The 22,205-nt window shown below is 71.0% G+C and carries 20 protein-coding genes and 1 pseudogene; 10 read left to right on the forward strand and 11 right to left on the reverse strand.

Features of this window, described 5'->3' with window-relative positions; all coding sequences use genetic code 11:
• The first annotated feature begins 81 nt into the window (after positions 1-81).
• A complete protein-coding gene (locus HUT10_RS12360) occupies positions 82-1,515 on the forward strand; it encodes a DHA2 family efflux MFS transporter permease subunit (protein WP_176171325.1) in 1,434 nt (477 codons plus the stop codon).
• Here HUT10_RS12360 and HUT10_RS12365 read toward each other — a convergent pair.
• The 4 genes from HUT10_RS12365 to HUT10_RS12380 form a co-directional block, all read right to left on the reverse strand.
• Positions 1,503-1,946 (reverse strand): SRPBCC family protein, encoded by a 444-nt coding sequence (locus tag HUT10_RS12365; protein ID WP_176171326.1) that lies wholly within the window; start codon positions 1,944-1,946, stop codon positions 1,503-1,505. The two genes, HUT10_RS12360 and HUT10_RS12365, sit on opposite strands and share 13 nt — an antisense overlap.
• 1 nt (position 1,947) lies before the next feature.
• Positions 1,948-2,658 carry an anti-sigma factor gene (locus HUT10_RS12370; RefSeq protein ID WP_176171327.1) on the reverse strand — a complete coding sequence of 237 codons (711 nt, stop codon included), beginning with the start codon at positions 2,656-2,658 and terminating at the stop codon, positions 1,948-1,950.
• Positions 2,655-3,206 (reverse strand): sigma-70 family RNA polymerase sigma factor, encoded by a 552-nt coding sequence (locus HUT10_RS12375; protein WP_026469270.1) that lies wholly within the window; start codon positions 3,204-3,206, stop codon positions 2,655-2,657. The genes HUT10_RS12370 and HUT10_RS12375 overlap by 4 nt, the downstream gene beginning before the upstream one ends.
• A 145-nt stretch (positions 3,207-3,351) precedes the next feature.
• Positions 3,352-3,855, reverse strand: coding sequence for a hypothetical protein (locus HUT10_RS12380; RefSeq protein WP_176171328.1), 504 nt, complete (start codon positions 3,853-3,855; stop codon positions 3,352-3,354).
• Positions 3,856-4,079: 224 nt separating this feature from the next.
• Here HUT10_RS12380 and HUT10_RS12385 point away from each other — a divergent pair, with 224 nt between their 5' ends.
• Positions 4,080-4,619 carry a fibronectin type III domain-containing protein gene (locus tag HUT10_RS12385; protein ID WP_176171329.1) on the forward strand — a complete coding sequence of 180 codons (540 nt, stop codon included), beginning with the start codon at positions 4,080-4,082 and terminating at the stop codon, positions 4,617-4,619.
• A gap of 3 nt (positions 4,620-4,622) precedes the next feature.
• On the opposite strand, the gene uvrA is transcribed toward HUT10_RS12385, so the two are convergent.
• Complete coding sequence (uvrA, locus tag HUT10_RS12390; protein WP_176171330.1) at positions 4,623-7,484, reverse strand: excinuclease ABC subunit UvrA; 2,862 nt, start codon at positions 7,482-7,484, stop codon at positions 4,623-4,625.
• Between the two features lie 75 nt (positions 7,485-7,559).
• Complete coding sequence (locus HUT10_RS12395; protein WP_176171331.1) at positions 7,560-8,765, reverse strand: acyltransferase; 1,206 nt, start codon at positions 8,763-8,765, stop codon at positions 7,560-7,562.
• Positions 8,766-8,876: 111 nt separating this feature from the next.
• Between HUT10_RS12395 and HUT10_RS12400 the strand changes: the two genes are divergently transcribed.
• The 3 genes from HUT10_RS12400 to HUT10_RS12410 all read left to right on the forward strand — a co-directional run bounded on the left by HUT10_RS12400 (position 8,877) and on the right by HUT10_RS12410 (position 11,478).
• On the forward strand, positions 8,877-9,554 hold the full coding sequence (locus HUT10_RS12400) for an MBL fold metallo-hydrolase (protein ID WP_176171332.1): 678 nt from the start codon (positions 8,877-8,879) through the stop codon (positions 9,552-9,554).
• Positions 9,555-9,615: 61 nt separating this feature from the next.
• Positions 9,616-10,857, forward strand: a complete 1,242-nt coding sequence (locus tag HUT10_RS12405) for a hypothetical protein (protein WP_176171333.1) — start codon at positions 9,616-9,618, stop codon at positions 10,855-10,857.
• A gap of 132 nt (positions 10,858-10,989) precedes the next feature.
• Positions 10,990-11,478, forward strand: coding sequence for a hypothetical protein (locus HUT10_RS12410; protein ID WP_176171334.1), 489 nt, complete (start codon positions 10,990-10,992; stop codon positions 11,476-11,478).
• 15 nt (positions 11,479-11,493) lie between these two features.
• On the opposite strand, the gene HUT10_RS12415 is transcribed toward HUT10_RS12410, so the two are convergent.
• The 4 genes from HUT10_RS12415 to HUT10_RS12430 form a co-directional block, all read right to left on the reverse strand.
• A complete protein-coding gene (locus HUT10_RS12415; protein WP_176171335.1) occupies positions 11,494-12,276 on the reverse strand; it encodes a DUF1684 domain-containing protein in 783 nt (260 codons plus the stop codon).
• Between the two features lie 82 nt (positions 12,277-12,358).
• Positions 12,359-13,285, reverse strand: a complete 927-nt coding sequence (locus HUT10_RS12420; protein WP_176171336.1) for a hypothetical protein — start codon at positions 13,283-13,285, stop codon at positions 12,359-12,361.
• Between the two features lie 231 nt (positions 13,286-13,516).
• Complete coding sequence (locus HUT10_RS12425; RefSeq protein WP_176171337.1) at positions 13,517-13,684, reverse strand: hypothetical protein; 168 nt, start codon at positions 13,682-13,684, stop codon at positions 13,517-13,519.
• Positions 13,685-13,795: 111 nt separating this feature from the next.
• Complete coding sequence (locus tag HUT10_RS12430) at positions 13,796-14,500, reverse strand: Crp/Fnr family transcriptional regulator (protein ID WP_176171338.1); 705 nt, start codon at positions 14,498-14,500, stop codon at positions 13,796-13,798.
• Between the two features lie 75 nt (positions 14,501-14,575).
• On the opposite strand from HUT10_RS12430, the gene rnhA reads away from it, so the two are divergent.
• The 5 genes and pseudogenes from rnhA (at position 14,576) to HUT10_RS12455 (ending at position 20,382) form a co-directional block, all read left to right on the forward strand.
• A complete protein-coding gene (gene rnhA / locus HUT10_RS12435) occupies positions 14,576-15,037 on the forward strand; it encodes a ribonuclease HI (protein WP_176171339.1) in 462 nt (153 codons plus the stop codon).
• A 51-nt stretch (positions 15,038-15,088) separates the two neighbouring features.
• The gene (locus HUT10_RS12440) at positions 15,089-15,463 is read left to right on the forward strand and encodes a YchJ family protein (RefSeq protein WP_176171340.1); all 375 of its coding nucleotides are present in this window, start codon (positions 15,089-15,091) and stop codon (positions 15,461-15,463) included.
• 32 nt (positions 15,464-15,495) lie between these two features.
• On the forward strand, positions 15,496-16,728 hold the full coding sequence (locus HUT10_RS12445) for a hypothetical protein (protein ID WP_176171341.1): 1,233 nt from the start codon (positions 15,496-15,498) through the stop codon (positions 16,726-16,728).
• Positions 16,729-16,846: 118 nt separating this feature from the next.
• A pseudogene (locus HUT10_RS12450) lies at positions 16,847-19,917 on the forward strand (carbohydrate-binding protein).
• Between the two features lie 219 nt (positions 19,918-20,136).
• Positions 20,137-20,382 (forward strand): hypothetical protein, encoded by a 246-nt coding sequence (locus tag HUT10_RS12455; protein WP_176171342.1) that lies wholly within the window; start codon positions 20,137-20,139, stop codon positions 20,380-20,382.
• Between the two features lie 364 nt (positions 20,383-20,746).
• On the opposite strand, the gene HUT10_RS12460 is transcribed toward HUT10_RS12455, so the two are convergent.
• Positions 20,747-22,132, reverse strand: a complete 1,386-nt coding sequence (locus HUT10_RS12460; RefSeq protein ID WP_176171343.1) for a carboxylesterase/lipase family protein — start codon at positions 22,130-22,132, stop codon at positions 20,747-20,749.
• Between the last annotated feature and the right edge of the window lie 73 nt (positions 22,133-22,205).

Consider the following 22,205-nt stretch of genomic DNA (forward strand, 5'->3'; position numbering starts at 1 on the left):
CTCATAGTCACACATGATGGGCACTGTTACAAGAAGTGCCCTGGCGACGACCAGGGGAACTCTCGACTGGAGGGGCCTGTCATGGCCGAGAACCACCCCACCCGCTCGCGTGGCCTCGCGTTGGCGGTGCTGTGCGCCGCTTCGCTGATGGTCGTGCTCGACAGCAGCATCGTCGCGGTGGCCCTGCCCGCGATCCAGGCCGACCTCGGCTTCACGTCCGCTGGGCTCTCCTGGGTCTTCACCGCCTACCTGGTCGCCTTCGGCGGCCTGCTCCTGCTCTCCGGACGGCTCGGCGACCTGCTCGGCCGCCGCCGCGTCTTCCTCGGCGGGCTGGGCCTGTTCACGCTCGCGTCACTGGTCGCGGGCCTGGCTGCGGACGCGGGTGTCCTGGTCGTGGCCCGGTTCGCCCAGGGCGTCGGCGGCGCGCTGGCGTCGGCCGTGGTGCTCGGGATGATCGTCACGATGTACCCCGAGCCCCGGGCCCGGGCGAAGGCGATCGGCGTCTACAGCTTCACGCAGGCGGCGGGCGCGTCGATCGGGCTCATCGCCGGCGGTGCGCTGACGCAGGCGCTGAACTGGCACTGGACGTTCTACGTCAACCTGCCGATCGGCGTGGCCGCGCTGCTGCTGGCGGTCCGGGTGGTCGAGGCGGACCGCGGAACGGGCCTGCGCAACGGCTTGGACGTGCTGGGTGCCGTGCTGGTCACCGCCGCGGTGATGCTGGGTGCGTACGGCATCTCGGCTGCGTCGTGGGGCGCGGTGGCCGCGGCCGCCGTGCTGCTCGCGGCGTTCGCGGTGCGGCAGGCGAAGGCGCGGACGCCGTTGCTGCCGCTGCGGCTGTTCCGGATCCGCGCGGTGACCGGCGCGAACGTGGTGATGGTGCTGATGGTGGCCGGGATGCTCGGCTTCCAGTTCGTCACGGCGCTGTACCTGCAGCAGGTGCTGGGCCTGGACGCGCTGGGGACCGGCATCGCGTTCCTGCCGGTGCCGCTGGTGATCGCGGTGGCGTCACTGGGCTTCGCGGGCAAGCTCACGGCCCGGTTCGGGCCGCGCGCGGTGCTGCTCGCGGGGCTCGGGCTGGTGATCGTCGGGCTGCTGCTGCTCACCCGCGCCTCGGACTCCTACTTCGCCGGCGTCCTGCCGCCGCTGCTGCTGATGGGCCTCGGCGCCGGCGCGGCCATCCCGGCGCTGATGGGCTTGGCGATGGCGGACGTCCCGGCGTCGGACGCGGGGGTGGCGTCGGGCCTGATCAACACGACCCAGCAGGTCGGGGCGGCGGTCGGCACGGCGGTGCTGGCCGCGGTGGCCGCCTCCCGGACGGAGAGCCTGCGCGGGCTGGACCACCGCGAGGCGCTGGCGGCCGGGTTCCGGCTGGCCTACGGGGTGAGCGCGGGCTTCCTGATCGCGGCCGTCGCGCTGGGCGGGCTGGTGCTGGCCCGCCGGACCCGCTCTGCCGCTGCTGCTGCGGGCGCTGTGACCGAGCCGGAGCTCTGCAGCTCCGGTCAGGCCAAGTAGGCGGAAAGCCCACGGTGGCCCCGCCGCATCATCAGCGCGTGGTTCGCGCGGAAGAGCGGCCGGGCCACCGTGTCGAAGCGCCGCAGCAACTCCTTCCGGGCCTGGACGTCCTGGGTGATCTCCAGCAGCGTGCCCGCGCCCGCCGCGCGGACCGCTCCCGCCAGGGTCCCGTCGAGGTCGCCACTGAGCCTGACCCGCATCAGGCCCGTGCGCTCGTCCTGGTGGTCCCGGTGCATCCGGACGACGATCCGGAACGGCAGCCGGGACCGGCAAACCAGCTCGGCGGTGTCGTCGTCCACGCGGCGCACCGCACGGACGTCCGACCACCACCGCGGGTAGCCGGCGAGGTCGGTGACCACGTCGAACACCCGCCCGGGCGCGGTTCGCGGAAGCAGCCACGTGCTGCGGAACCGGTAGCGCGCGCCCGTCACGTCACACCTGGGCCGAGACCAGCTTCCGGCCGTCCACCGTGACGATGTCGACCGACTTCACGTCGTCGGGGGCGACCAGCGCCGACCCGTCGAGCTTGAAGCCCTGGTTCTCCCACTTCTCCGACACCTGCCAGCTGCCCGCGGTCACCGCTTGACCTTCCTTGGTGACCACCTGGAGCAGGCACTTCTCGCCGGCCTTGACGCCCTTGACGTTGACATCGACCTTGACCCAGCCCTGGAACGGGGCCACCGCCGCGGCCAGTTGCACACCGGTGGTCGGATCCCGCCCTTCGACGTTCTTCGTGCCGGGCACGTCCGATGCCGGAGCTGCGATGCCGCCGCTGTCCGGAGCCGTCTGCCGTCCGACCAGGATGCCGCCGCCGAGGGCGGCCACCACCAGCACCGCCGCGGCGACCAAGGCGAGCCCCCGGCGTCCGCCCGAACGGGCCGGAGCGGCGCGCTCTTCTTCGTCGCGCACCCGGCGCAGGGTCTTCTGCAGCAGCAGGTCCCCGCCTTCGGGCGGCCCGTCGAGGAACGCCTCGGGCGGTACCTCGTCGAGCGAGTCGCGCAGAGCCACCAGCTCGTTCAGGTCGAACCGGCACTGCGCGCAGGTCTGCAGGTGCCGCCGCTCGAAGTCGGCTGCTTCGTGGGGATCGAGCGCGCCGAGGGCGTACGCGCCGAGCTGCGTGTGACTCTCGTCCACCGAGTTCATCGCGCCACCTCCGTTCCGCTCGAAATCATCGCTGCTCTGAGTGCTCGTAGTGCGTAGTACGACCTTGATTTCACGGTACCCGGTGCGACGCCCAGTGTTCTCGCCGCTTCGGCCACCGTCCGTCCCCGGTAGTAGATCTCCACCAGGACCTCTCGATGCTCGTTGGACAGCCCGTCCATCGCGCCGAGCACGGTCATCGAGTCGACCACGCCCTGGGCGTGGTCCCGCTCGACGGCCGGGGTCGGCACGCCTTCGGCCGGTTCGGCCACCTCTTGTGGCCGCGCCGCACGGGCCCGTGCCCGGTCGGTGACCAGGTTGCGCGCGACGGTCAGCAACCAGCCGCGCACCGAGCCTTTTCCGTCGTTCTGCAAGTCGTCCGCGTGTTTCCACGCACGGACGAGCGTCTCCTGGACCACGTCCTCGGCTGCCGCCCGATCCCCGGTCAGCCTCGTCGCGTAGGCCAGCAGGCTTCGCCCGTGTTCGGCGTACAGCTGCCGAATCAGGTCTTCGCCTTTGGCCTTCTTAGGCCGCCTGCCTCCTATGGCCACCCTCGTCCTCCCGACGGTGTTCTGAGTCGGCGAGGACAGTACTGCAACCCTCAGCTCCACCGGCGGTGCGTGCGCCGAGCGCAGCGCGACCATGGTGTTCATCGGCTGCCCGTCCTTCCTCGTTTGCCCGGAAACCCGTCGTCCGTCAGGACCCTGATCCGCCGGCCTTGCTGCCCGCGGTGATCTTGCTGCCGTCCGGGGCGATCGCGAACCACGTGCCGTTCGCGCCCTGGCCGTTCATGTCGCCCGCCACCTTGTCGCCCGTGAACTCGTACAGCGGCCAGCCGTTGAGCGTGATCTGCTTGCTGCCGTCCTTGCGGGTCGTCGTGCCGACCTGGGTGTCCTGGATGCCCTTGAGCATCGGGGTGGCCACCCCGGCGAGCATCGGCTGCCAGGACTTCGTGCAGTCGCCGTCGCAGTTCGACGTCGGCGGCTGGGAGAGGTCCTTGTCGAACCGGTAGAGCGTCTTGCCGTCGGCGTCGGTGACCACCGAGCCGACCCCGTTGACCGTGCCGACCTGGAGCATCTTGTGCCCCGGCTCGCCGTGCTGCGGTCCCTGGGCACCGTCGGCCATCTCGCCGCAGGCGGACAAGGAAGCGACGGCGACGAGCGCCAGCGCGCTGACGACCAGCGGCCGGATACGGTTCATGACGTTCTCTCCTCGGTGAGGGCGGCTCCACCATCCGGTGGACCTCGACACCTGGAGACACGGACGGTCGCGGGAAACGGTTCAGCCGGTTTCACACCCGTTCGGTGCCGGTTCGGCGGCGGATTGGTGTGTCCCGGTGATCGGCACGATCTTGTCGCCGTGCGGGCGGGCTTCCTAAGCTCGTGACGTCCGCACCGCCGCCCCCGTCCCCGTGGGAGGCCGCCGTGCCCGGCAAAGCCCTCGTCCTCGTGGCCCTGCTGGCCGCCGGCTGTTCCGCCACGCCGCCGCCGGCCTTCACCGCGGCCCTGACCTCGCCAACGGACGTGGTGCTCAGCTGGCCGGACGACGGCGCGGGCCACCGCCTCGAGTACGCCAACGACCCGGACGGCCCGTGGACGACGCTGCGGTTCCTGCCCGCCCACACGACGGGCTACCACCACCCGGACCTGATCCCGCAGACGCCGTTCTACTACCGGGTGCAGCCGTTCACCGGCCCGGTCACGGCAGACCTGCACACGGTGGTCTCGGGTGACACGGTGACGTTCACCTGGGCCGACCACTCCCCCGACGAAGCCGGTTTCCTGCTGGAGATGCGCCGCCCGGGCGCGCCGGAGTTCGACCCGGTCGAGGTGACCGACCCGGACGTGACGACGTGCACGCTCTCGCTGCTGCCCGGCGAAGAGGGCTCGGCCTACCGGCTTCGGACGCTGCACTACGGCCCGCTCTCCCCGGTGGTCCACCAGACCACCGGGAAGGAGCGGTAGCCGCTACTCGGCCGTGAGGACCGTCTTCAGGAACTGGCCGGTGTAGCTCTCCTCGATGCCCGCCACGTGCTCCGGCGTGCCCTCGGCGACCACCGTGCCGCCGCCCGAGCCGCCCTCGGGGCCCATGTCGATGATCCAGTCGGAGGTCTTGATCACGTCGAGGTTGTGCTCGATCACGATCACCGAGTTGCCCTTGTCGACCAGGCCGTTGATCACGCCGATCAGCTTGCTGATGTCCTCGAAGTGCAGGCCGGTGGTCGGCTCGTCGAGGATGTACACCGTCTTGCCGGTCGAGCGCTTCTGCAGTTCGCTGGCCAGCTTGACGCGCTGCGCCTCGCCGCCGGACAGCGTCGGCGCCGGCTGGCCGAGCCGGACGTAGCCGAGGCCGACGTCCACCAGCGTCTGCAGGTGGCGGTGGATGGCCTTGATCGGCTCGAAGAACTCCGCGGCCTCCTCGATGGGCATGTCGAGCACGTCCGAGACGGTCTTGCCCTTGTAGTGCACCTCGAGGGTCTCCCGGTTGTACCGGGCGCCCTTGCAGACCTCGCAGGGGACGTAGACGTCCGGCAGGAAGTTCATCTCGATCTTGATCGTGCCGTCGCCGGCGCACGCCTCGCAGCGGCCGCCCTTGACGTTGAACGAGAACCGGCCCTGCTGGTAGCCGCGCACCTTCGCCTCGGTGGTCGCGGCGAACAGCTTGCGGACGTGGTCCCAGACGCCGGTGTAGGTGGCCGGGTTGGACCGCGGGGTCCGCCCGATCGGCGACTGGTCGACCCGCACCAGCTTGTCGACGTTGCCGAGGCCGTTCACCCGGGTGTGGCGGCCCGGCACCTGGCGCGCGCCGTTGAGCTTGTTCGCCAGCACGGTCGCGAGGATGTCGTTCACCAGCGTCGACTTGCCCGAGCCCGAGACCCCGGTCACCGAGACCAGGCAGCCGAGCGGGAACGAGACGTCCAGCCCGCGCAGGTTGTGCTCGCGCGCGCCGACGACGGTCAGCTGCCGCTTCTTGTCGACCGGCCGCCGGATCGCCGGCACCTCGATCTTGCGACGGCCGGACAGGTACTGCCCGGTCAGCGACTCCTTGCTCTTCAGCAGCTTCTTGTACGGTCCACTGTGGACGATGTGGCCGCCGTGCTCGCCCGCGCCCGGGCCGATGTCGACCACCCAGTCGCTGGAGCGGATGGTGTCCTCGTCGTGCTCGACGACGATCAGCGTGTTGCCCAGGTTCCGCAGCCGGGTCAGCGTCTCGATCAGGCGGTGGTTGTCGCGCTGGTGCAGGCCGATCGACGGCTCGTCCAGCACGTACAGCACGCCGACCAGGCCGGAGCCGATCTGCGTCGCGAGCCGGATCCGCTGCGCTTCACCACCCGAAAGAGTGGCGGACGCGCGGTCGAGGGAGAGGTACGTCAGGCCGACGTCCAGCAGGAAGCGCAGGCGGGCCTGGATCTCTTTGAGCACCGCACCGGCGATCATCGCCTCGCGCTGCCCCAGCTCCAGCTCGTCGAGGAACTGCGACGCCTCCGCGATGGACAGCGCGCAGACCTCGGCGATGGACATGTCGCCGCGGGTCTTGTGCTGCAGCGTGACGGCGAGGATCTCCGGCTTGAGCCGGGTGCCCTGGCAGGCCGGGCACGGCACCTCGCGCATGTAGCCCTCGTACCGCTCGCGCATGTACTCGGACTCGGTCTGCTCCTGGCGCCGCTCGAGGAACGGGATGACGCCCTCGAAGTTCGCGTAGTAGGAGCGCTGGCGGCCGTAGCGGTTCTTGTAGCGGACGTGGACCTGCTCGTCGACGCCGTGCAGCACCGCCTTCTGGGCGCGCGCGGGCAGCCGCCGCCACGGCGTGTCCATCCGGAAGCCGATGGTCTCCGACAGCGACTCGAGCAGCCGGATGAAGTAATCCGCGCTCTGCCCGCCCGACCACGGCGCGATCGCGCCCTCGGCCAGCGACAGCTCGTCGTCCGGGACCACCAGCTCCGGGTCGACCTCCTTGCGGATGCCGATGCCGGTGCACTCGGGGCAGGCGCCGTAGGGCGAGTTGAAGGAGAACGAGCGGGGCTCGAGGTCTTCGATGGCCAGCGGGTGGCCGTTCGGGCAGGCGAGGTTCTCGGAGAAGCCGCGGATGCGGTGCGGGTCGTTCTCCGGCAGGTCGACGAACTCGAGCTCGATCAGGCCGTCGGCCAGCCGCAGCGCCGTCTCGACCGAGTCGGTGAGCCGCTGCCGCGAGGCCGCCTTCACCGTCAGCCGGTCGATGACCACGCCGATCTGGTGCTTCTCCTGCTTCTTCAGCTTCGGCGGGTCGGTGAGCGCGTGAACCGTGCCGTCGACGACCACGCGCGCGTAGCCCTGCTGCTGCAGGTTCTCGAACAGGTCGACGTACTCGCCCTTGCGGCCGCGCACCACCGGGGCGAGCACCTGGAACCGGGTGCCCTCCTCCATGGCGAGCACCTGGTCGACGATCTGCTGCGGGGTCTGCTTGCTGATCGGCTCGCCGCAGGTGGGGCAGTGCGCCTTGCCGGCGCGGGCGTAGAGCAGGCGCAGGTAGTCGTAGACCTCGGTGATCGTGCCCACGGTCGAGCGCGGGTTGCGCGAGGTCGACTTCTGGTCGATCGACACCGCGGGCGAAAGGCCCTCGATGAAGTCGACGTCCGGCTTGTCCATCTGCCCGAGGAACTGCCGGGCGTACGCCGAGAGCGACTCGACGTAGCGGCGCTGCCCTTCGGCGAAGATGGTGTCGAAGGCGAGGCTCGACTTCCCGGACCCGGACAGGCCGGTGAACACGATCAGGCTGTCGCGGGGCAGGTCGAGATCCACGCCGCGGAGGTTGTGCTCGCGGGCACCGCGAACAACGAGGCGATCAGCCACGCCAGGGTCCTCTCAATGTCTTCTTCAGTGCGGTCGCCGACCCGGTTCAGGTTGCACGGGCGGCCGCGATCCATGCTACGAGCCACCACCGACAAAAACGGGTTCCGCGTCCTTGACCTGCGGTTCTTCGGGCTTTCGACGTCTGGTGAGCCACCGGTGGGCCGGGCGTTCGACCCCCGCGGTGACCGCCCAGCCGGCCAGCACGGCGGCGCCGACGACGAGGAGGAGCCGCAGCCAGCCGGGGAGGCCGAGATCGAGCAGGGCGCGGGCCAGGACGTAGCCCAGTTCCTGGTGCACCAGGTAAAGACCATACGAGATGCCCGCGAGCCAGGTGACGGCCGGGGCGATCCGGGCCAGCCCGGGGAACCGCCAGTCCGGGCCGCGGGCGGCCACGCAGACCAGCACCAGCAGGACGGCGAACCCGATCGTGGACGGCCAGCGCAGGGCGTCCTGCGGCAGCGCGACGTGGAACGGGAACACCTGCAGGTCCTGCGCGGCCACGGCGGCGACCACGAAGAGTGCGGCGTGCCACGTCTTCAGCCGGCGCTGCGCCCACAGCCAGACCGCGACGCCGATGGCGAAGACGTGCAGCCGGTGCAGGCCGAGGCCGTAGTAGAAGGTCTCGACGACCGGCCCGGCCGTCCCGGGCGGGAAGACGAGGAACCGCAGCGCGAGCGGGACCAGGATCAGCGCCCAGAGCAGGGCGACGGTCACCCGGTGGGTGCGCCACGACCGCGGCCACAGCACGGCGGCGCCGGTGAAGGCCATCAGCTGCACCGGCAGCGTCCAGTAGGAGCCGTCGAGGTAGTAGAAGGCGTCCCAGCGGATGCCCCACTCCTGCACCATGCCGAGGTTGGTGACCAGGTCCAGCCAGGTCGGGATGTACCACGGCGAGGGGTCGGTCGGCGGGCCCTGCGGCACCCCGAACAGGAAGCCGAGGACGCCGGGCGGGTAGGGCAGGCCGCTGAAGGAGATGGCGGCCCACCGCGTCACGACGTACGTCACCAGCACGGCGACCAGGTACGCCGGCACCAGCCGCGCGACGCGGTTCCACAGCCACCGGCGGGGATTGCCCTTGCGCAGGCTCGCGCAAACGAAGAAGGCGGAGATCACCAGCAGGATCGCGGCGCCGAACTGCGCTGTCACCCGCACGGGGTAACCCGTCAGCTCGGGGTGCAGAAGAGCACCCTGGTGGGTGACATGCCCGAGGACGACGGCCAGTACGGCGACGACCCGGAGGAGGTCCCAGCTGATCCGGCGCGGCGTCGGGGAGGTGGGCAAGGTCGTCCTGAGGTCGGGGCCGTCGGGGTGCGCGCCCGAGCCTACGTGGCGACGCGGCCGCGCGCTTGTGCGGGTGGAACCGCTTGGAACGAAACGACTACCGTGTGCACGGTGAACATCGTGGACACCTACACGGGGCACGTCGACCCGGGCGGCGACGCCACGCGGCGCACCCTGGACGCGCTCACCATCACCAAGCTGTCCGTCGGCCCGATGGACAACAACGCGTACCTCCTGGTGTGCCGCTCGTCGAACGAAGCGCTGCTGATCGACGCGGCGAGCGACCCGGAGCGCATCTCGGACCTGATCGGCCACGGCCCGGACCGGCCGTCACTGAAGACGGTCGTCACCACCCACCAGCACCAGGACCACTGGCAGGCACTGGGCGCGGTGGCGGGGGCGAACGGCGCGAACACGGCGGCCCACCCGTTGGACGCTCCTCCGCTGCCGGTGCCGCCGGACTTCCTGGTCGAGCACGGCGACACGCTGACGGTGGGCGAGGTCACGTTGTCGGTGATCCACCTGCGCGGGCACACGCCGGGCTCGATCGCGCTGCTGTACCGGGATCCGGCGGGCCACCCGCACCTGTTCACGGGCGATTCGCTGTTCCCGGGCGGGGTGGGGAAGACGTCGTCGCCATCGGATTTCGCGTCGCTGCTGGACGACGTGGAGACGCGGATCTTCGGGGAGCTGCCGGACGAGACGTGGTTCTACCCGGGCCACGGGGACGATTCGACGCTGGGCGCGGAGCGGCCGAAGCTGAAGGAGTGGCGCGAGCGCGGCTGGTGAGCCGGTCGTGGTGGGCCGCCCGGTGCGGCCCACCACCTGCGCTGGGTACGAGGGGGAGCCAGTGGATCTCGAAGAGGCGTTCACGGTGGTCGACACGCCCGTCCACCTGGCCGGGCAGAGCGACGACGCCCTTCTCCGGCAGATTCGGCGGCGCAAGGAGTTCAGCGCGCCGCGTTCGACCTTGTCTCCGGCAACCGGCCTGGAGAAGGACATCCACCTCCGTCCCCTCGAGGCGCTGCACTGGCTGTCCTACGTCACCCGGCCCCGCTACCAGGACGACGTGCTCGACCGGTACCTGTGGTGGGGCCTGCTGCGCTACCTGGGGTTCTTCACCCACGACTACTCCCACTCTCGCTTGCCGGAACTCGCGTTGAGCGACGCCGGCCGCCGCATCGCCGGCAACCAGCGGCGGGTGACCTCGGAAGAGATGGGCATCGCCTTCGGGGCGGCACTGGCTGCGCGCTGGTTCGGCGAAACCGGTGCGGCCACGTTGCGTACGGTCGTCGACATCGACGTGGCGCTGGACGCCCGCTTCGTCTTCGGGCCGAGCACGGCGGTCGAGCACATCGGCACCCGGCGCCCGGATTACCTCCTCATCGGCGGCGACCAGCGGGACCCCGGCCGCTGCCGGCTGCGGGTGCTCGAATGCAAGGGGACGAAGACCCCGGGCAACGCCGTGTCCCAGCTGGCGCGGGCCGTCGGCCAGCTGGACGGGGTAACGGTCGGCAGCCGGGTACCACGCGGCCTGGCCACCTCGATGGTCACCGGTGAAAGCCGGACGTCGTACCTGGCGCTGAACACCGAAGACGACGATGAGCCGTCCTACGAAGTCGACGGGGACACGATCGACCGCGTCGGGAACTTCCGGTTCTTGTCGGACCGGGTCGATGTCACGGCAGCCGAAATCACGAGTGCCTCCATCCGGGCGTCTTGGGCCATGCTCGCGGACTTCGGCGGCAATCTCCCCGCGATCCAGCGGTGGGCACCGGAAGTGATGCTGGATCGGATCCGGCGACGGCCGCGAGTGCGGGAGACGTTCGAGACTCCGGTGGGACCGGTGCGCGGCACGAGTCTCGACTTCGGCTTCGGCCGGGAGCGGCTCGTTGTCAGGTACGGGGTAGCCGTGCCGGTGGACGACCAGCTCAGCGGCGATTCCGCTGGGGAACTCCTGGAGGCGCAACAAGAGTTCGCCGACCGGCTCGAGCAGTCGCGAGGCTCGGAGCGGCCGCCTGCATCACGCGAGGTCTACTCCGCGACTGCCGACGGAACCGTCTTCTCCCTGGTCCGCGGCGAGCGCGGCTGACCACGTTCGGAGCAGCCGGGTAACGCTTGAAGCGTCAAAACCCGCCCAAGGGCAACTCACCGGACGAACCGGGCGTCACCAGCAGACCCAGCGCTGGGACTTCCATCGGTTCTCTCCGCCAGGAGGCCCACCATGTCCAGAACCAAGCGGCGCGCGCTCGCCGCCGTCAGCCTGCTGATCGCCGGTGGCGTTCTCGCCGCCGCGGGGCCCGCTCGGGCCTCCGGGCCGGCGATCCCCACCATGACCACCATTCGGACCGGGCTCAACACCGGGTTCGACCGGGTGGTGCTCGATCTCTCCGGCGGGTCCGCGCCCGCCGTCTCCTACCAGCTCGTCGACGAGCTCACCGCCGACCCGAGCGGGGAGGTCGTCTGGCTCACCGGGGAGTACTTCATCACCGTCTCCGCCACCCCCGCGGCTGCGCACGACGCCGGCGGGAACCCGACCTACACCGGGCTGCAGAAGTTCCGGACGCGGAACCTCGCCAACGTCATGGCCGTCGCCGTCACCGGGGACTTCGAAGCGCACCTCACGATCGGGCTCGGGGTGCGGTCGCGGACCGCGGTGAACGTCTTCACGCTCACCGCGCCCAACCGCGTCGTCATCGACGTCGCCCACTGACGGCGGGCGGGGGAGTCACCCGCGCTCGTACGGGATCTTCTCCCCCGCCTCGACCGCGAACGGCAGGTGGTTGCCCGCCGGCGGCAGCGGGCAGGTCGCGAAGTCGGTGAACGCGCAGGGCAGGTTCAGCGCGCGGTTGAAGTCCAGCGTCACCGAGCCGTCCGCCGACGGGGCCCCGACCGGCAGCGACCGGTTGGCCGCGTACGTCGTCACGCCGCTCGTCGCGTCGGTGAAGAGGATGCTGAGACCGCCGTCCTTGCCGTTGAACGCGGTCAGGGTGTGCGACGCCCCGTTGAACGAGAAGTGCACCTCGCCCGGCGCCGTGTAGACGTGGCTCAGGCCCTCCACGACCGCACCCACAGTGGTCGGCCGCGGCTCGTCGAACGGCTCGAACCGGCCGGGCAGCACCCACGACGGCGACGGCTCGTACGCCGGGACGCCGCGGAACTCGCGCAGCACCTCGGCCTTCGGGTCGTGGACGCGGATCAGGTACCCGGACCGGCGGGCCACCTCGATCTCGACGTCACCGGACAGCACCCGGGTGCCCGCGCCGCTGTTGACCAGCTCGAACCGCCGGACCCCGGTGATCGGCTCGCCCTCGTGCGTCAGGGAGGCGCCGGCCGGGTCGACGTACGCGGCGTCCGCGTCCTGCCACCAGCGGCCGGGGATGCCCGGGTACTCGCGCGGGCTGTCGGTCAGCCAGTCCAGCGAGACCAGCGCCAGCCAGCCGTGCGGCTCGGCCAGGTCGGTCTCGCGCCGGGCCTTCCAGTCCTGCCACTCACTCGTGAACGTGCTCATCGCGGGCCCCTTCCGTCGCCTACGACAGTGCCAACCCGCCGCTCGCGCCGCTATTCCACGTCCCAGCATCCGGACGCGGAGCTCACCCGAAGCACCACTGCAGCCCGTAGCTCAGGCCCTGGTGCAGGTCGTGGAACTCCAGGCCGACCTCCCCCACCCGGTTGACGGTCAGCGCGTCGCCCGAGTCGACGCCGTCGTCGACCACCCGGCCCGGGACGCCGTTGAGGCGCCACACCCGCGACGGCAGCGCCGCGCGGTCGAACCGGACCCGCACCGCGAGCTCCTCGCAGCGGCGCAACGGCGTCAAGGCGTAGTACGGCCGCAGTTCCGCGCGCCGCGGGGTGAACCGGATGCCGTACTCGTGGCGCTGGCCGAGCCGCAGCGGGTTCGGCAGCCGCATGACGAACTGCGCGTGGCTCGCCGACACCTGGCGCGCTTCGACGATCTCGCCGCCGAACAGCGCGTCCGCGGTGATGTCCGGCAGCGGGTCGCTGCGCGGCCCGGCCGGCACGCTGAACGGCAGGACCAGCTCGTCGAGCTCGTCCACCTCGGCGACGATCCGGCGTTCCTCCTGCAGTTCCGGCGGGTCGCGGTCGAGCCGGACCGTCACCTTCATCGACTCGACGTACCAGCCGCCCAGCGAGTGCCGGTCGCCGCGGGGTGCGGGCGCGCCGAGCAGCTCGTCGAGCCGGCGGAACGCCAGGTCGATCCGGCGGCGGGCGGTGCGCGGGTCGCGGTCCAGAACGCTGGCCAGCCAGGAGATCCGCCGGTCGAGGAACTCGCCGGCGGCCTCTTCGTGCAGGCCCAGCGCCGCCAGCGCGGCCAGCTTCAGGTCCGGCGGGAGCTTCCCGCACAGCTCGGTCAGCCGCAGCACGAGCTTCTGGCGCGCGGCGGCGGGCTGGTCGGTTTCGGAGATCGCGCACGCCTCCCGCAGGCACGGGCCGATCCGCTGGTGCAGGTCGGCCGCGTGGAGCCCGCGGCCGCGGCGCAGTTCGTTCAGTTCACGCACGAAGGGGAACGTGTGGTCGTCCGTCGTCCCACCCCCTCGTTCCCCTGCGGAAGATTTGCCCACGCTAGCAGTTCCCGTTCTCGGAAAGCAGGAAGTGATCGGCGGTACCGGTATCCGGGAATGCCCGGCCGGTCGGCCCCCCACGAGCCGGCCGGCCGGGGCGCACCCGCGGGTCAGTTCACCCCGAAGATCAGGGCCCAGATCGCGTGGCTCTCCATCAGACACACCTCCTCATCGCTGTTCCCAGGCCGAGGCGGAGAGCGGAGCGGAGCCGTGCAACGTCGGCGCGGCCGGTTCCGCCGCGTTTCCGGCCGCCACCGCGAAACCCGCGACGGCGCCGACCACGAACGCGGCGAAGACCGATTTCACCAGGGTCACGATCTTGCAGTAGACGTTCACGACAAGGACTCCCCGACCTCGCTCGAAATGACTTCCGGCCGGGTGGTATCGCATTCTTCCCCGGCCGGTTTCCAGCATCGGCCGAACCGGCGGCGGGTCAGATGTCCGGTGTCACGAGCCGTGTGTGCCGTTTGGCTCAGAATGGGCGAAGGCGCGCAGGACGCGGAGCTCGCGGATGAGGAACCGGCGCCGGCCGGTCTCGACGATCCCGCGCTCGCGCAGCACCCGCAGCGCTCGCGCAACGGTACGCCGGGCGGCGCCGATCTGCGCGGCGATGTCCTCCTGCGACAGCGCGTCGACGACGACACCTTCGGGCACGGTTCGGCCGCGCTCCTCGGCCAGCCGGACCAGCACCACCGCGACCCGGCGGCTGACGTCGAAGGCGGCCGTCTCGATCCGGGCGGATTCGGCGTCGCGGAGCCGGGCCGCGACCGTCTTGATCGTCGCGACGGCGATCGCCGGCCGCGCGTGCAGGACGTCGACGAACTCCGCGCCGGTGAACTGGAGCACGGTGCAGGGCTCGATCGCGCGCACCGACGCCGAACGCGGCCGGCCGGTGACCGCCGCGAGGTCGCCGAGCACCTCACCGGGGCCGCGCAGGCCGAAGAGCACTTCGCGGCCGTCTTCGACGATCGCGGAGACCCGCACCCAGCCGGAGACCAGGACGTGGACGTGGTCGGAGGGGTCGCCCTGCATGAGGAGGGCGTCGTTGGCGCGGAACCGGCGGCGGGTGCCCCGCGAGCGCAGGTACTCGCGATCGGCGTCGACGAGGCAGGCCAGGAGCGCCCCGTCCGCCGTGTCGTCGTGCCAGCTCATAGCTCCCCCTCCGGAGCTTCACGGTAACCCGGCGTGGCGGCGTTCGGCGAGGGGCGCGACCGGTAGGGTCGCCGGGTGGACGTGGAGATCTACACCGACGGCGCGTGCAGCGGGAACCCCGGACCGGGCGGCTGGGGCGCCGTGCTGCGGTACGGCAGGCACGAGCGCGAGCTGTACGGCGGCGAAGCCACCCCGACGACGAACAACCGCATGGAGCTGACGGCGCCGATCCGCGCGCTGGAGAGCCTGACCCGGCCGTCGCAGGTTCGGGTGTACACGGACAGCACGTACGTCCGCAACGGCATCACGCAGTGGCTGCCCCGCTGGAAGAACAACGGCTGGCAGACGGCGGCCCGCGCACCGGTGAAGAACGCGGACCTGTGGCAGCGCCTCGACGCGGCGATCGGCGGCCACGAGGTCGAGTGGCTGTGGGTGAAGGGACACGCGGGACACCCGGAGAACGAGCGCGCGGACCGGCTTGCGGTGCGGGGCGCGCAGGAGGCGCGGAAGACCGGGAAGCCGGTCAACGCGGATTAGTCCGGAGTGGATGGTCGGGCGGCTTTCCGGGCGCCGTGGCAGAATTCCCCGATGCCTCCCTGCCCGTGTGGCCTCACCGAGTCCTACGCCGCCTGTTGCGGGCGCTTCCACGGCGGCGGCCTCACCGCTCCCACCGCCGAGCTCCTGATGCGCTCCCGCTTCAGCGCCTTCGCCGTGGGAGACACCGATTACCTGCTCCGCACCTGGCACCCGGACACCCGGCCGCGGCAGCTCGAGCTCGATCCCCGCCAGGAGTGGACGCGGCTGGAGGTCCTCGGCCGCTCCGGGGGTGGCCTCTTGCACCAGGAAGGCACCGTCGAGTTCCGGGCGCACTACCGCCACCGCGGCCGCGACGGATTCCTCGAAGAGAACAGCCGCTTCCGGCGTGACGACGGCCACTGGGTCTATCTCGACGACCGGGCCTGAACCCCGCCCACGTCGTGCTAAACAGTGCGGCGATGGGAAAACTGACGCGCCGCGCCCGGGCCAAGGCGGACTACCTCGGCTTCCTCGGTGCGCGGGAGTGGCCGCTCGCCGCGTCCGGGCTGGGCGTGGTGCTCGGGGTCGTCACCATCCTGCCCAGCGCCGTCGGTGTCGTGCTTTCCGTGGTCGCGCTCGCGCTCGGCGTCGCCACCTTCACCCGTGACCTGCGGCTGCTGCGCCGCCGCTGGGCCGGGTTCGAGTTCACCACCATCGCCGCGCCCTTCCCGACCGCCGAGCTGCCGCCGCCGCCCGCCTACCCGGAAGCGGGCTACCTCGCCGTACCCTCGCGCGGGACGGCGCTGGTCAGCGCCGCGATCGACCGGGCGCTGTGGGAGGAGCGGCACACCCTCGACGTCGCCGAGGAGCCCTACCGGCTGCCGCCGTCGCTGAAGGCCACCGCGCCGCACGTGCTGCCGCTGCGGGCGCGGGGCCGGTTGCTGTTCAACGGCCCGATCGTCGGCATGCGCGGCGAACCGCTGCCCGCCGCCGGGGCGCGGCCGGCGCCGGTCCGGGTGCACCGGGCGCGGTTCTTCGACGCCGTCTGCTCGAACGAACTCGCCGCGCTCCGCATCACCCGCACCGACACCGGCGAGGAGTACGACCTCCGCAAGGCGGAGCTCACCGACACCGCCGGCGCCCTGCGCGAGCTGAGCAGCAGCACGCTGGCCGACCTCGTCGGCGTCTCGACGGTCGCCTTCACCACCGACGGCAAGCTGGTCACCGTCCGGCAGTCGCCGCTCAACTCCGTCAGCGGGCTGCTGCTCGCCCCGTCCGGCAGCGGTTCGCTCGAGCCGCGCGACCTGCGCACACCCGACGGCGGCCCGCGCCGGTTCCTGCACACCGCCGTCCGCGCCGGGATGGAACGCGAACTGTGCGAGGAAAGCGGGCTCACGCCCGAGGACGTCCGCGAGACGAAGGTGGTCGGCTTCGCGCGCTGGATGGAGCGCGGGGCCAAGCCGGAGTTCTTCGGGCTGACCGAGCTGGCGGTCGACAGCACCGAGGTCGCGCGGCGCCGCCCAGCCGGCGGCGAACGGCTCTACAGCGCCGGCCTGACGCTGTTCGACGTCGACCTCGCCGCGGTCGGCGCCGCGCTGGCCGACGGTGTCCCGCTCAGCGGGGCACTTCCTCAACGGCTCTGGGAAGACGGTTCCCTGCCGCTCCTGCTGGCCGTGCGCGCTGCCGCGGCCTGGCGGGCCGCCCGGGTCTGACGAAACCGGCCCTGTTCCCGGGGTGACCGGGCCGCTACGATCGTCGCAATTGTTAGGAAAGTTCCCTAACGATGGTCCCGCTGTTCCCCCGCCGCCGTGGTGCCTAGGAGGCGCGCTAGTGAGCTATCGGCAGAGAAGAACCCGGACTTTCCTCGCGGCGGCGGTGCTGGCCGTCGCGGTGACCGGGGCGACCGTCCCGGCCGCGACCGGGCAGGTACCGGCGCGAGCGGTCGTGGCGGCCGCGGCCCCGGCGACCGCCGTCCCCGGCTTCCTGATCCAGACGTCGGCGCAGGTCGGCGACGACTCCGCGGTGTCGAAGCCCGGCTACAACACCTCCGGCTGGTACCCGGTCGGCCCGCGCTCGACCGTCTACGCCGGCCTGCTGGCCAACGGCAAGTACGCCGACCCGTTCTACTCGACGAACATGAAGAACGTGCCCACCGCGGACTTCCAGGTCCCGTGGTGGTACCGCACCGACGTCACCGTCGCCGACCCCACGCAACGCACGTACCTGGACTTCAGCGGGGTGCTGTCCAAGGCCGACGTCTGGGTCAACGGGACGCGCGTGGCCGACAAGACGCAGGTCAACGGCGCCTACACCCGCCACGACCTGGACATCACGTCCCTGGTGAAGGCGGGCACGAACAGCGTCGCGTTCAAGGTCTACCCGAACGACCCGAACAAGGACCTGTCGATGGGCTGGATCGACTGGGCGCAGACCCCGCCGGACCAGAACATGGGCATCGTGCGGGACGTGCTGGTCCGGCGCAGCGGCCCGGTGGCGCTGCGCGGCGGCCACGTCGTCACGAAGCTGACCGGGCTCTCGCACGCCGACCTCACCGTGAAGGCCGACGTCCGCAACGACTCGGCGAGCGCGGTGAGCACGACGGTCTCCGGCACGGTCGCCGGCCGGGCGATCAGCCAGACGGTGAGCCTGGCGGCCAAGGAGAAGAGGACCGTCACGTTCGGCGTGGTCGGCATCGACAACCCGCAGGTCTGGTGGCCGGCCGGGATGGGAGGGCAGCCGCTCTACGACCTCGACCTGACCGCGAGCGTCGGCGGCACCGCGTCGGACACCTCCCACTCCAGCTTCGGCGTCCGCACGGTGACCGCGAACAAGAACTCGAGCGGCGGCCGGTCCTACACGATCAACGGGCGCCCGCTGCTGATCAAGGGCGGCGGCTACTCGCCGGACCTGTTCCTGCGCTGGAACGCCCAGTACGCGGCCGACAAGCTCGCCTACGTCAAGGACCTCGGGCTCAACACCGTGCGCCTGGAAGGGCACATCGAGCCGGACGAGTTCTTCGACCTCGCCGACCGGATGGGCGTGCTGACGCTGCCCGGCTGGGAGTGCTGCGACAAGTGGGAGGGCCAGGTCAACGGCGACGAAAAGGGTGACCCGTGGACGGCCGCGGACTACCCGTCGCCAAGGCGTCGATGACCGCGGAGGCCGAGCGCCTGCGCGACCACCCGAGCGTCATCTCGTTCCTGATCGGCAGCGACTTCGCCCCCGACGCGACGATCGAGAAGAACTACCTCGACGCGCTGTCCGCCGCGGACTGGGCGACGCCGGTGGTCCCGGCCGCGTCGGCGAAGTCGTCGCCGCAGCTGGGGTCGTCCGGGATGAAGATGAACGGGCCGTACGACTGGATCCCGCCGGTGTACTGGTACGACAAGGCGCACAACGACAGCGGCGGCGCGTGGAGCTTCAACTCCGAGACCAGCGCCGGGCCGGACATCCCGACCATGGACACGCTCAAGCGGATGATGTCCTCCGGTGAGCTGGACACGCTGTGGAAGAACCCGTCGGCCGCGCAGTACCACCGGTCCTCGTCCTCGACGTTCGCCAACCTCAAGCTCTTCGGCGACGCGCTGACCGGCCGCTACGGCAAGCCGGCGAGCCTCGACGACTTCGTCCGCAAGGCGCAGCTGGCGCAGTACGAGAACGTCCGCGCCGAGTTCGAGTCGCACTCGCGCAACTTCAGCGACAGCTCGAACCCGGCCACCGGGATCATCTACTGGATGCTCAACAGCGGCTGGACGTCGCTGCACTGGCAGCTGTTCGACGCCTACCTCGACCAGAACGGCTCCTACTTCGGTGCCAAGAAGGCGAACGAGCCGCTGCACATCCAGTACAGCTACGACACCAAGTCGGTCGTGGTGGTCAACCACAACCACGACGCCGCGTCGGGCCTCACCGCCCGCGTGCAGCTGTTCAACCTGGACGGCACCTCGAAGTTCGACCAGTCGAAGAGTGTTTCGGTCGGCGGTGACGGCGCGAAGACGACGGCGCTGACCATCGGTTCGGTGAGCGGGCTGTCGACGACGTACCTGGCGAAGCTGGTGCTCACGGATTCGTCGGGCAAGGAGGTCAGCCGGAACGTGTACTGGCTGTCCACCAAGGCCGACACCCTCGACTGGAGCAACAGCGACTGGTACTACACGCCGACGACGTCGTACGCGGACCTGTCCGGGCTGAACTCGCTGGGTTCGGTCACGCTCGGCTCGTCGGCGACCTCGACGGCGAACGGCGACGGCACCACGACGACCAAGGTGACGCTCAAGAACACCTCCACCGGCAAGGTGCCGGCGTTCTTCGTGGACGCGCACGTGGTCGGCGCGGCGGGCGCACCGGTGCTCCCGGTGCGGTGGACCGACAACCAGGTCAGCCTCTGGCCCGGCGAGTCGACCACGCTGACGGCGACGTACCGCACCGCGGACCTGCGCGGGGCGGCGCCGTCGGTGCGCATCGCGGGCTGGAACACCGGGACGAAGACGATCCCGGCGGACGGCTCGGTCGACCCCGGCCCCACGGCGGACTACCAGGCCGAAGACGCGACGATCACGAACGGCGTCGCGGAGTCGAACCACCTGGGCTACACCGGAACCGGGTTCGTCAACTACGACAACGCGGTCGGCAGCGCGGTGGAGTTCACGGTGTCCGCCGCCGCGGCGGGCAGCGCGAACGTGGTCCTGCGATTCGCCAACGGCACCACGGCGAACCGCCCGATGGACATCTCGGTGAACGGCACGAAGGTGGCCTCGGGGCTGGCGTTCGGCGGCACCGGGAACTGGGACACGTGGCAGACGGTCACGATCCCGGTCACCCTCACGGCGGGCACCAACAAGATCAAGGCGACCGCGACGACCGCCAACGGCGGCCCGAACGTCGACAAGATCACCGTCTAGCGCGGGTGAAGGTCTCCTTGCCGGACTCGAGCCGGTAAGGAGACCTTCACCGTCGGCCCGCGAGTCAGTCGACCTTTGGTCGGCTTTCCCGCCGCTCAGAATCACGTGTGTGCAAGGCCCGGGGGTCGGGGATGCATCGGCAGCGTCGTTGAGAGCGCACAACGCCGACCGGGGATTGTCGAGCAGGGACGGGTTCCGGTCGAGCAACGCGATCTCGGTTTGCGTGAGATTGCGGACCATCGGGACACCATCGATCTTGACCAGCAACACGGAACCGATCTGGATCAACGCTGTCGGCGAGTCATGCAGGGCGACCAGGAGCTTCGCGACGGCGTCTCCCTGCGCCTGATCCACCTGCGCCTGGTTCTTGGTCACAAGCTGGAGTTCGATGCCACGCTCGAGCTTTTCCATCCGGCGGCGCATCTCATCCGACGTGCTGGCCCGGCGAAGCCGGAAGACGAATGACCGGTACCAGGAACCTGCTTCGGCGGGTAGGCACGGGCCACCACGAATCCGTGCGAGTCCAGCAAATCCTTGACGGCGTCCTGAACCTCGACGCTGCTGGATTCGTTCTCGAGCCAGATCCGAACGGGCACCGGAAGCTGGACCGGAGCGCCCGAGTGGGTGAGTGCCGCCGCGATTCCTGCCGCCTTCGAATCACCTTTGAGGTGATCTTCGACTCGTTGCTGGAGAGTTCTTTGCACTGCGACCGCGTCGCGCCGTTGAGCGCCGCCGGGGCGCGGATCGTCCGCTGCCCGTGGTGCCTCTCCGCGGCGTCTGGCCCTTCTCGAAGAACGCCTCTTCTCGGTAACGCGCGCGCCGCCCCGGCTCAGTCCCAGAGCAGGCGCTGCTCGCGGTCCGGATCGGACACCGTGGTGCTCACCTCGTCGAAGAGGCGGGTCGTCCGGTCGGCCGTCGTGTAGCGGGGCCAGCCCGGGTCACCGGTCGCGATGAACCGGACCCACGCGCCGAACATCTCCGTCGCCATCGCCTGCATCCGCTCGGCCGGGAACGTCCGGCCGGCGAAGAGGAAGCGCCAGTTGCGGTTGCGGATGTCGTCGAACACCAGTGGCAGGTCGAGCCCGTGCGGTGCACCCAAGCCCTTGCCGCGCGGGGCGATCCGCCAGTCCAGGCGGTACATCCACGCGTCCGGCTGCTTCTCGGCGAACCGGATCGCCGGGATCCACCAGTCCCCGGCGGTCAGCACGCGGTTGCGGATCTGGTCCTGGGGCCAATCGAGTAGGTCGCTGTACGCCTCGACGGCCTTTTCGATCTCGGCCGCGTCCAGCATCGTCGAGCCGACGCCGAGCAGCTTCGCGCCGCCCGACTGCAGCCAGCTGAACAGGTCTTCCTCGTCGGCGGTCGTCCCGATGAGCAGCGGGATTTCCCGGACGCTGTCCAGCGGCCGCCGGGGAAGCAGCTCGTCGCCGACGACCACGCGGTAGGTCACCTTGGTCCCGGACACCGCCGAAACCCGTTGCTGCGCTTCGAGAATCCGCGTCACCGGGAGCGTGGCGAGGTCCTCGGGCCGGGCGTCCAGTTCCCGCAGGACGGCGTCGGCGATCGCCGCGCCTTCGGCCGGGGTGTGCACGACCGAGCCGACCCCGGTGCCGCTCTGCACGATCGCCCGGTGGACCAGCCCGCGGGTCGCGGGCACGGCCAGCAGCGTCCCGACGGTCCGGCCGCCGTTGGACTGCCCGGCCAGCGTGACGCGGCCCGGATCGCCGCCGAACGCGCCGATGTCGTCCCGCACCCACTCGAGGGCGGCGACCTGGTCGCGCAGGGACAGGTTCGAGTCGGCGGCCCCGGGCAGGTGCAGCATCCCGAGCACCCCGAGCCGGTAGGCGACGGTCACGACGACCACGCCGGCGCGGGCGTACGCGGACGCGTCGAACTGGTGCGGCGCGCCCATCACGCCGCCTCCGCCGTGGATCCACACGAGCACCGGGAACGAGCCGGGCTGGGCGGGCGCGTAGACGTTGAGGTAGAGGCAGTCCTCGTCGCCGGTGAAGCCGCGCCCGGTCAGCTCGGGCTGCGGCGCCCGGGGCGCCCACGTCGTCGCGTCGCGTTCGCCGGCCCAGTGCCGGACCGGCCGGGGCGCGCGGAACCGCAGCTCCCCCACCGGCGGCTCGGCGTAGGGCACGCCGAGGAACGTCCGGACCCCGTCCCGTTCGGACCCGCGCAGGGCACCGGCCGTGATCTCCACCGTCGTCACGCGTCCAGCCTACGACCGGACGACACGCATACCCGGAGGACCAACTCGCGTACCTCCGAGCGGCGGCGAGGCT

The sequence above is a fragment of the Amycolatopsis sp. Hca4 genome (genome assembly GCF_013364075.1).
Lineage (GTDB): Bacteria > Actinomycetota > Actinomycetes > Mycobacteriales > Pseudonocardiaceae > Amycolatopsis.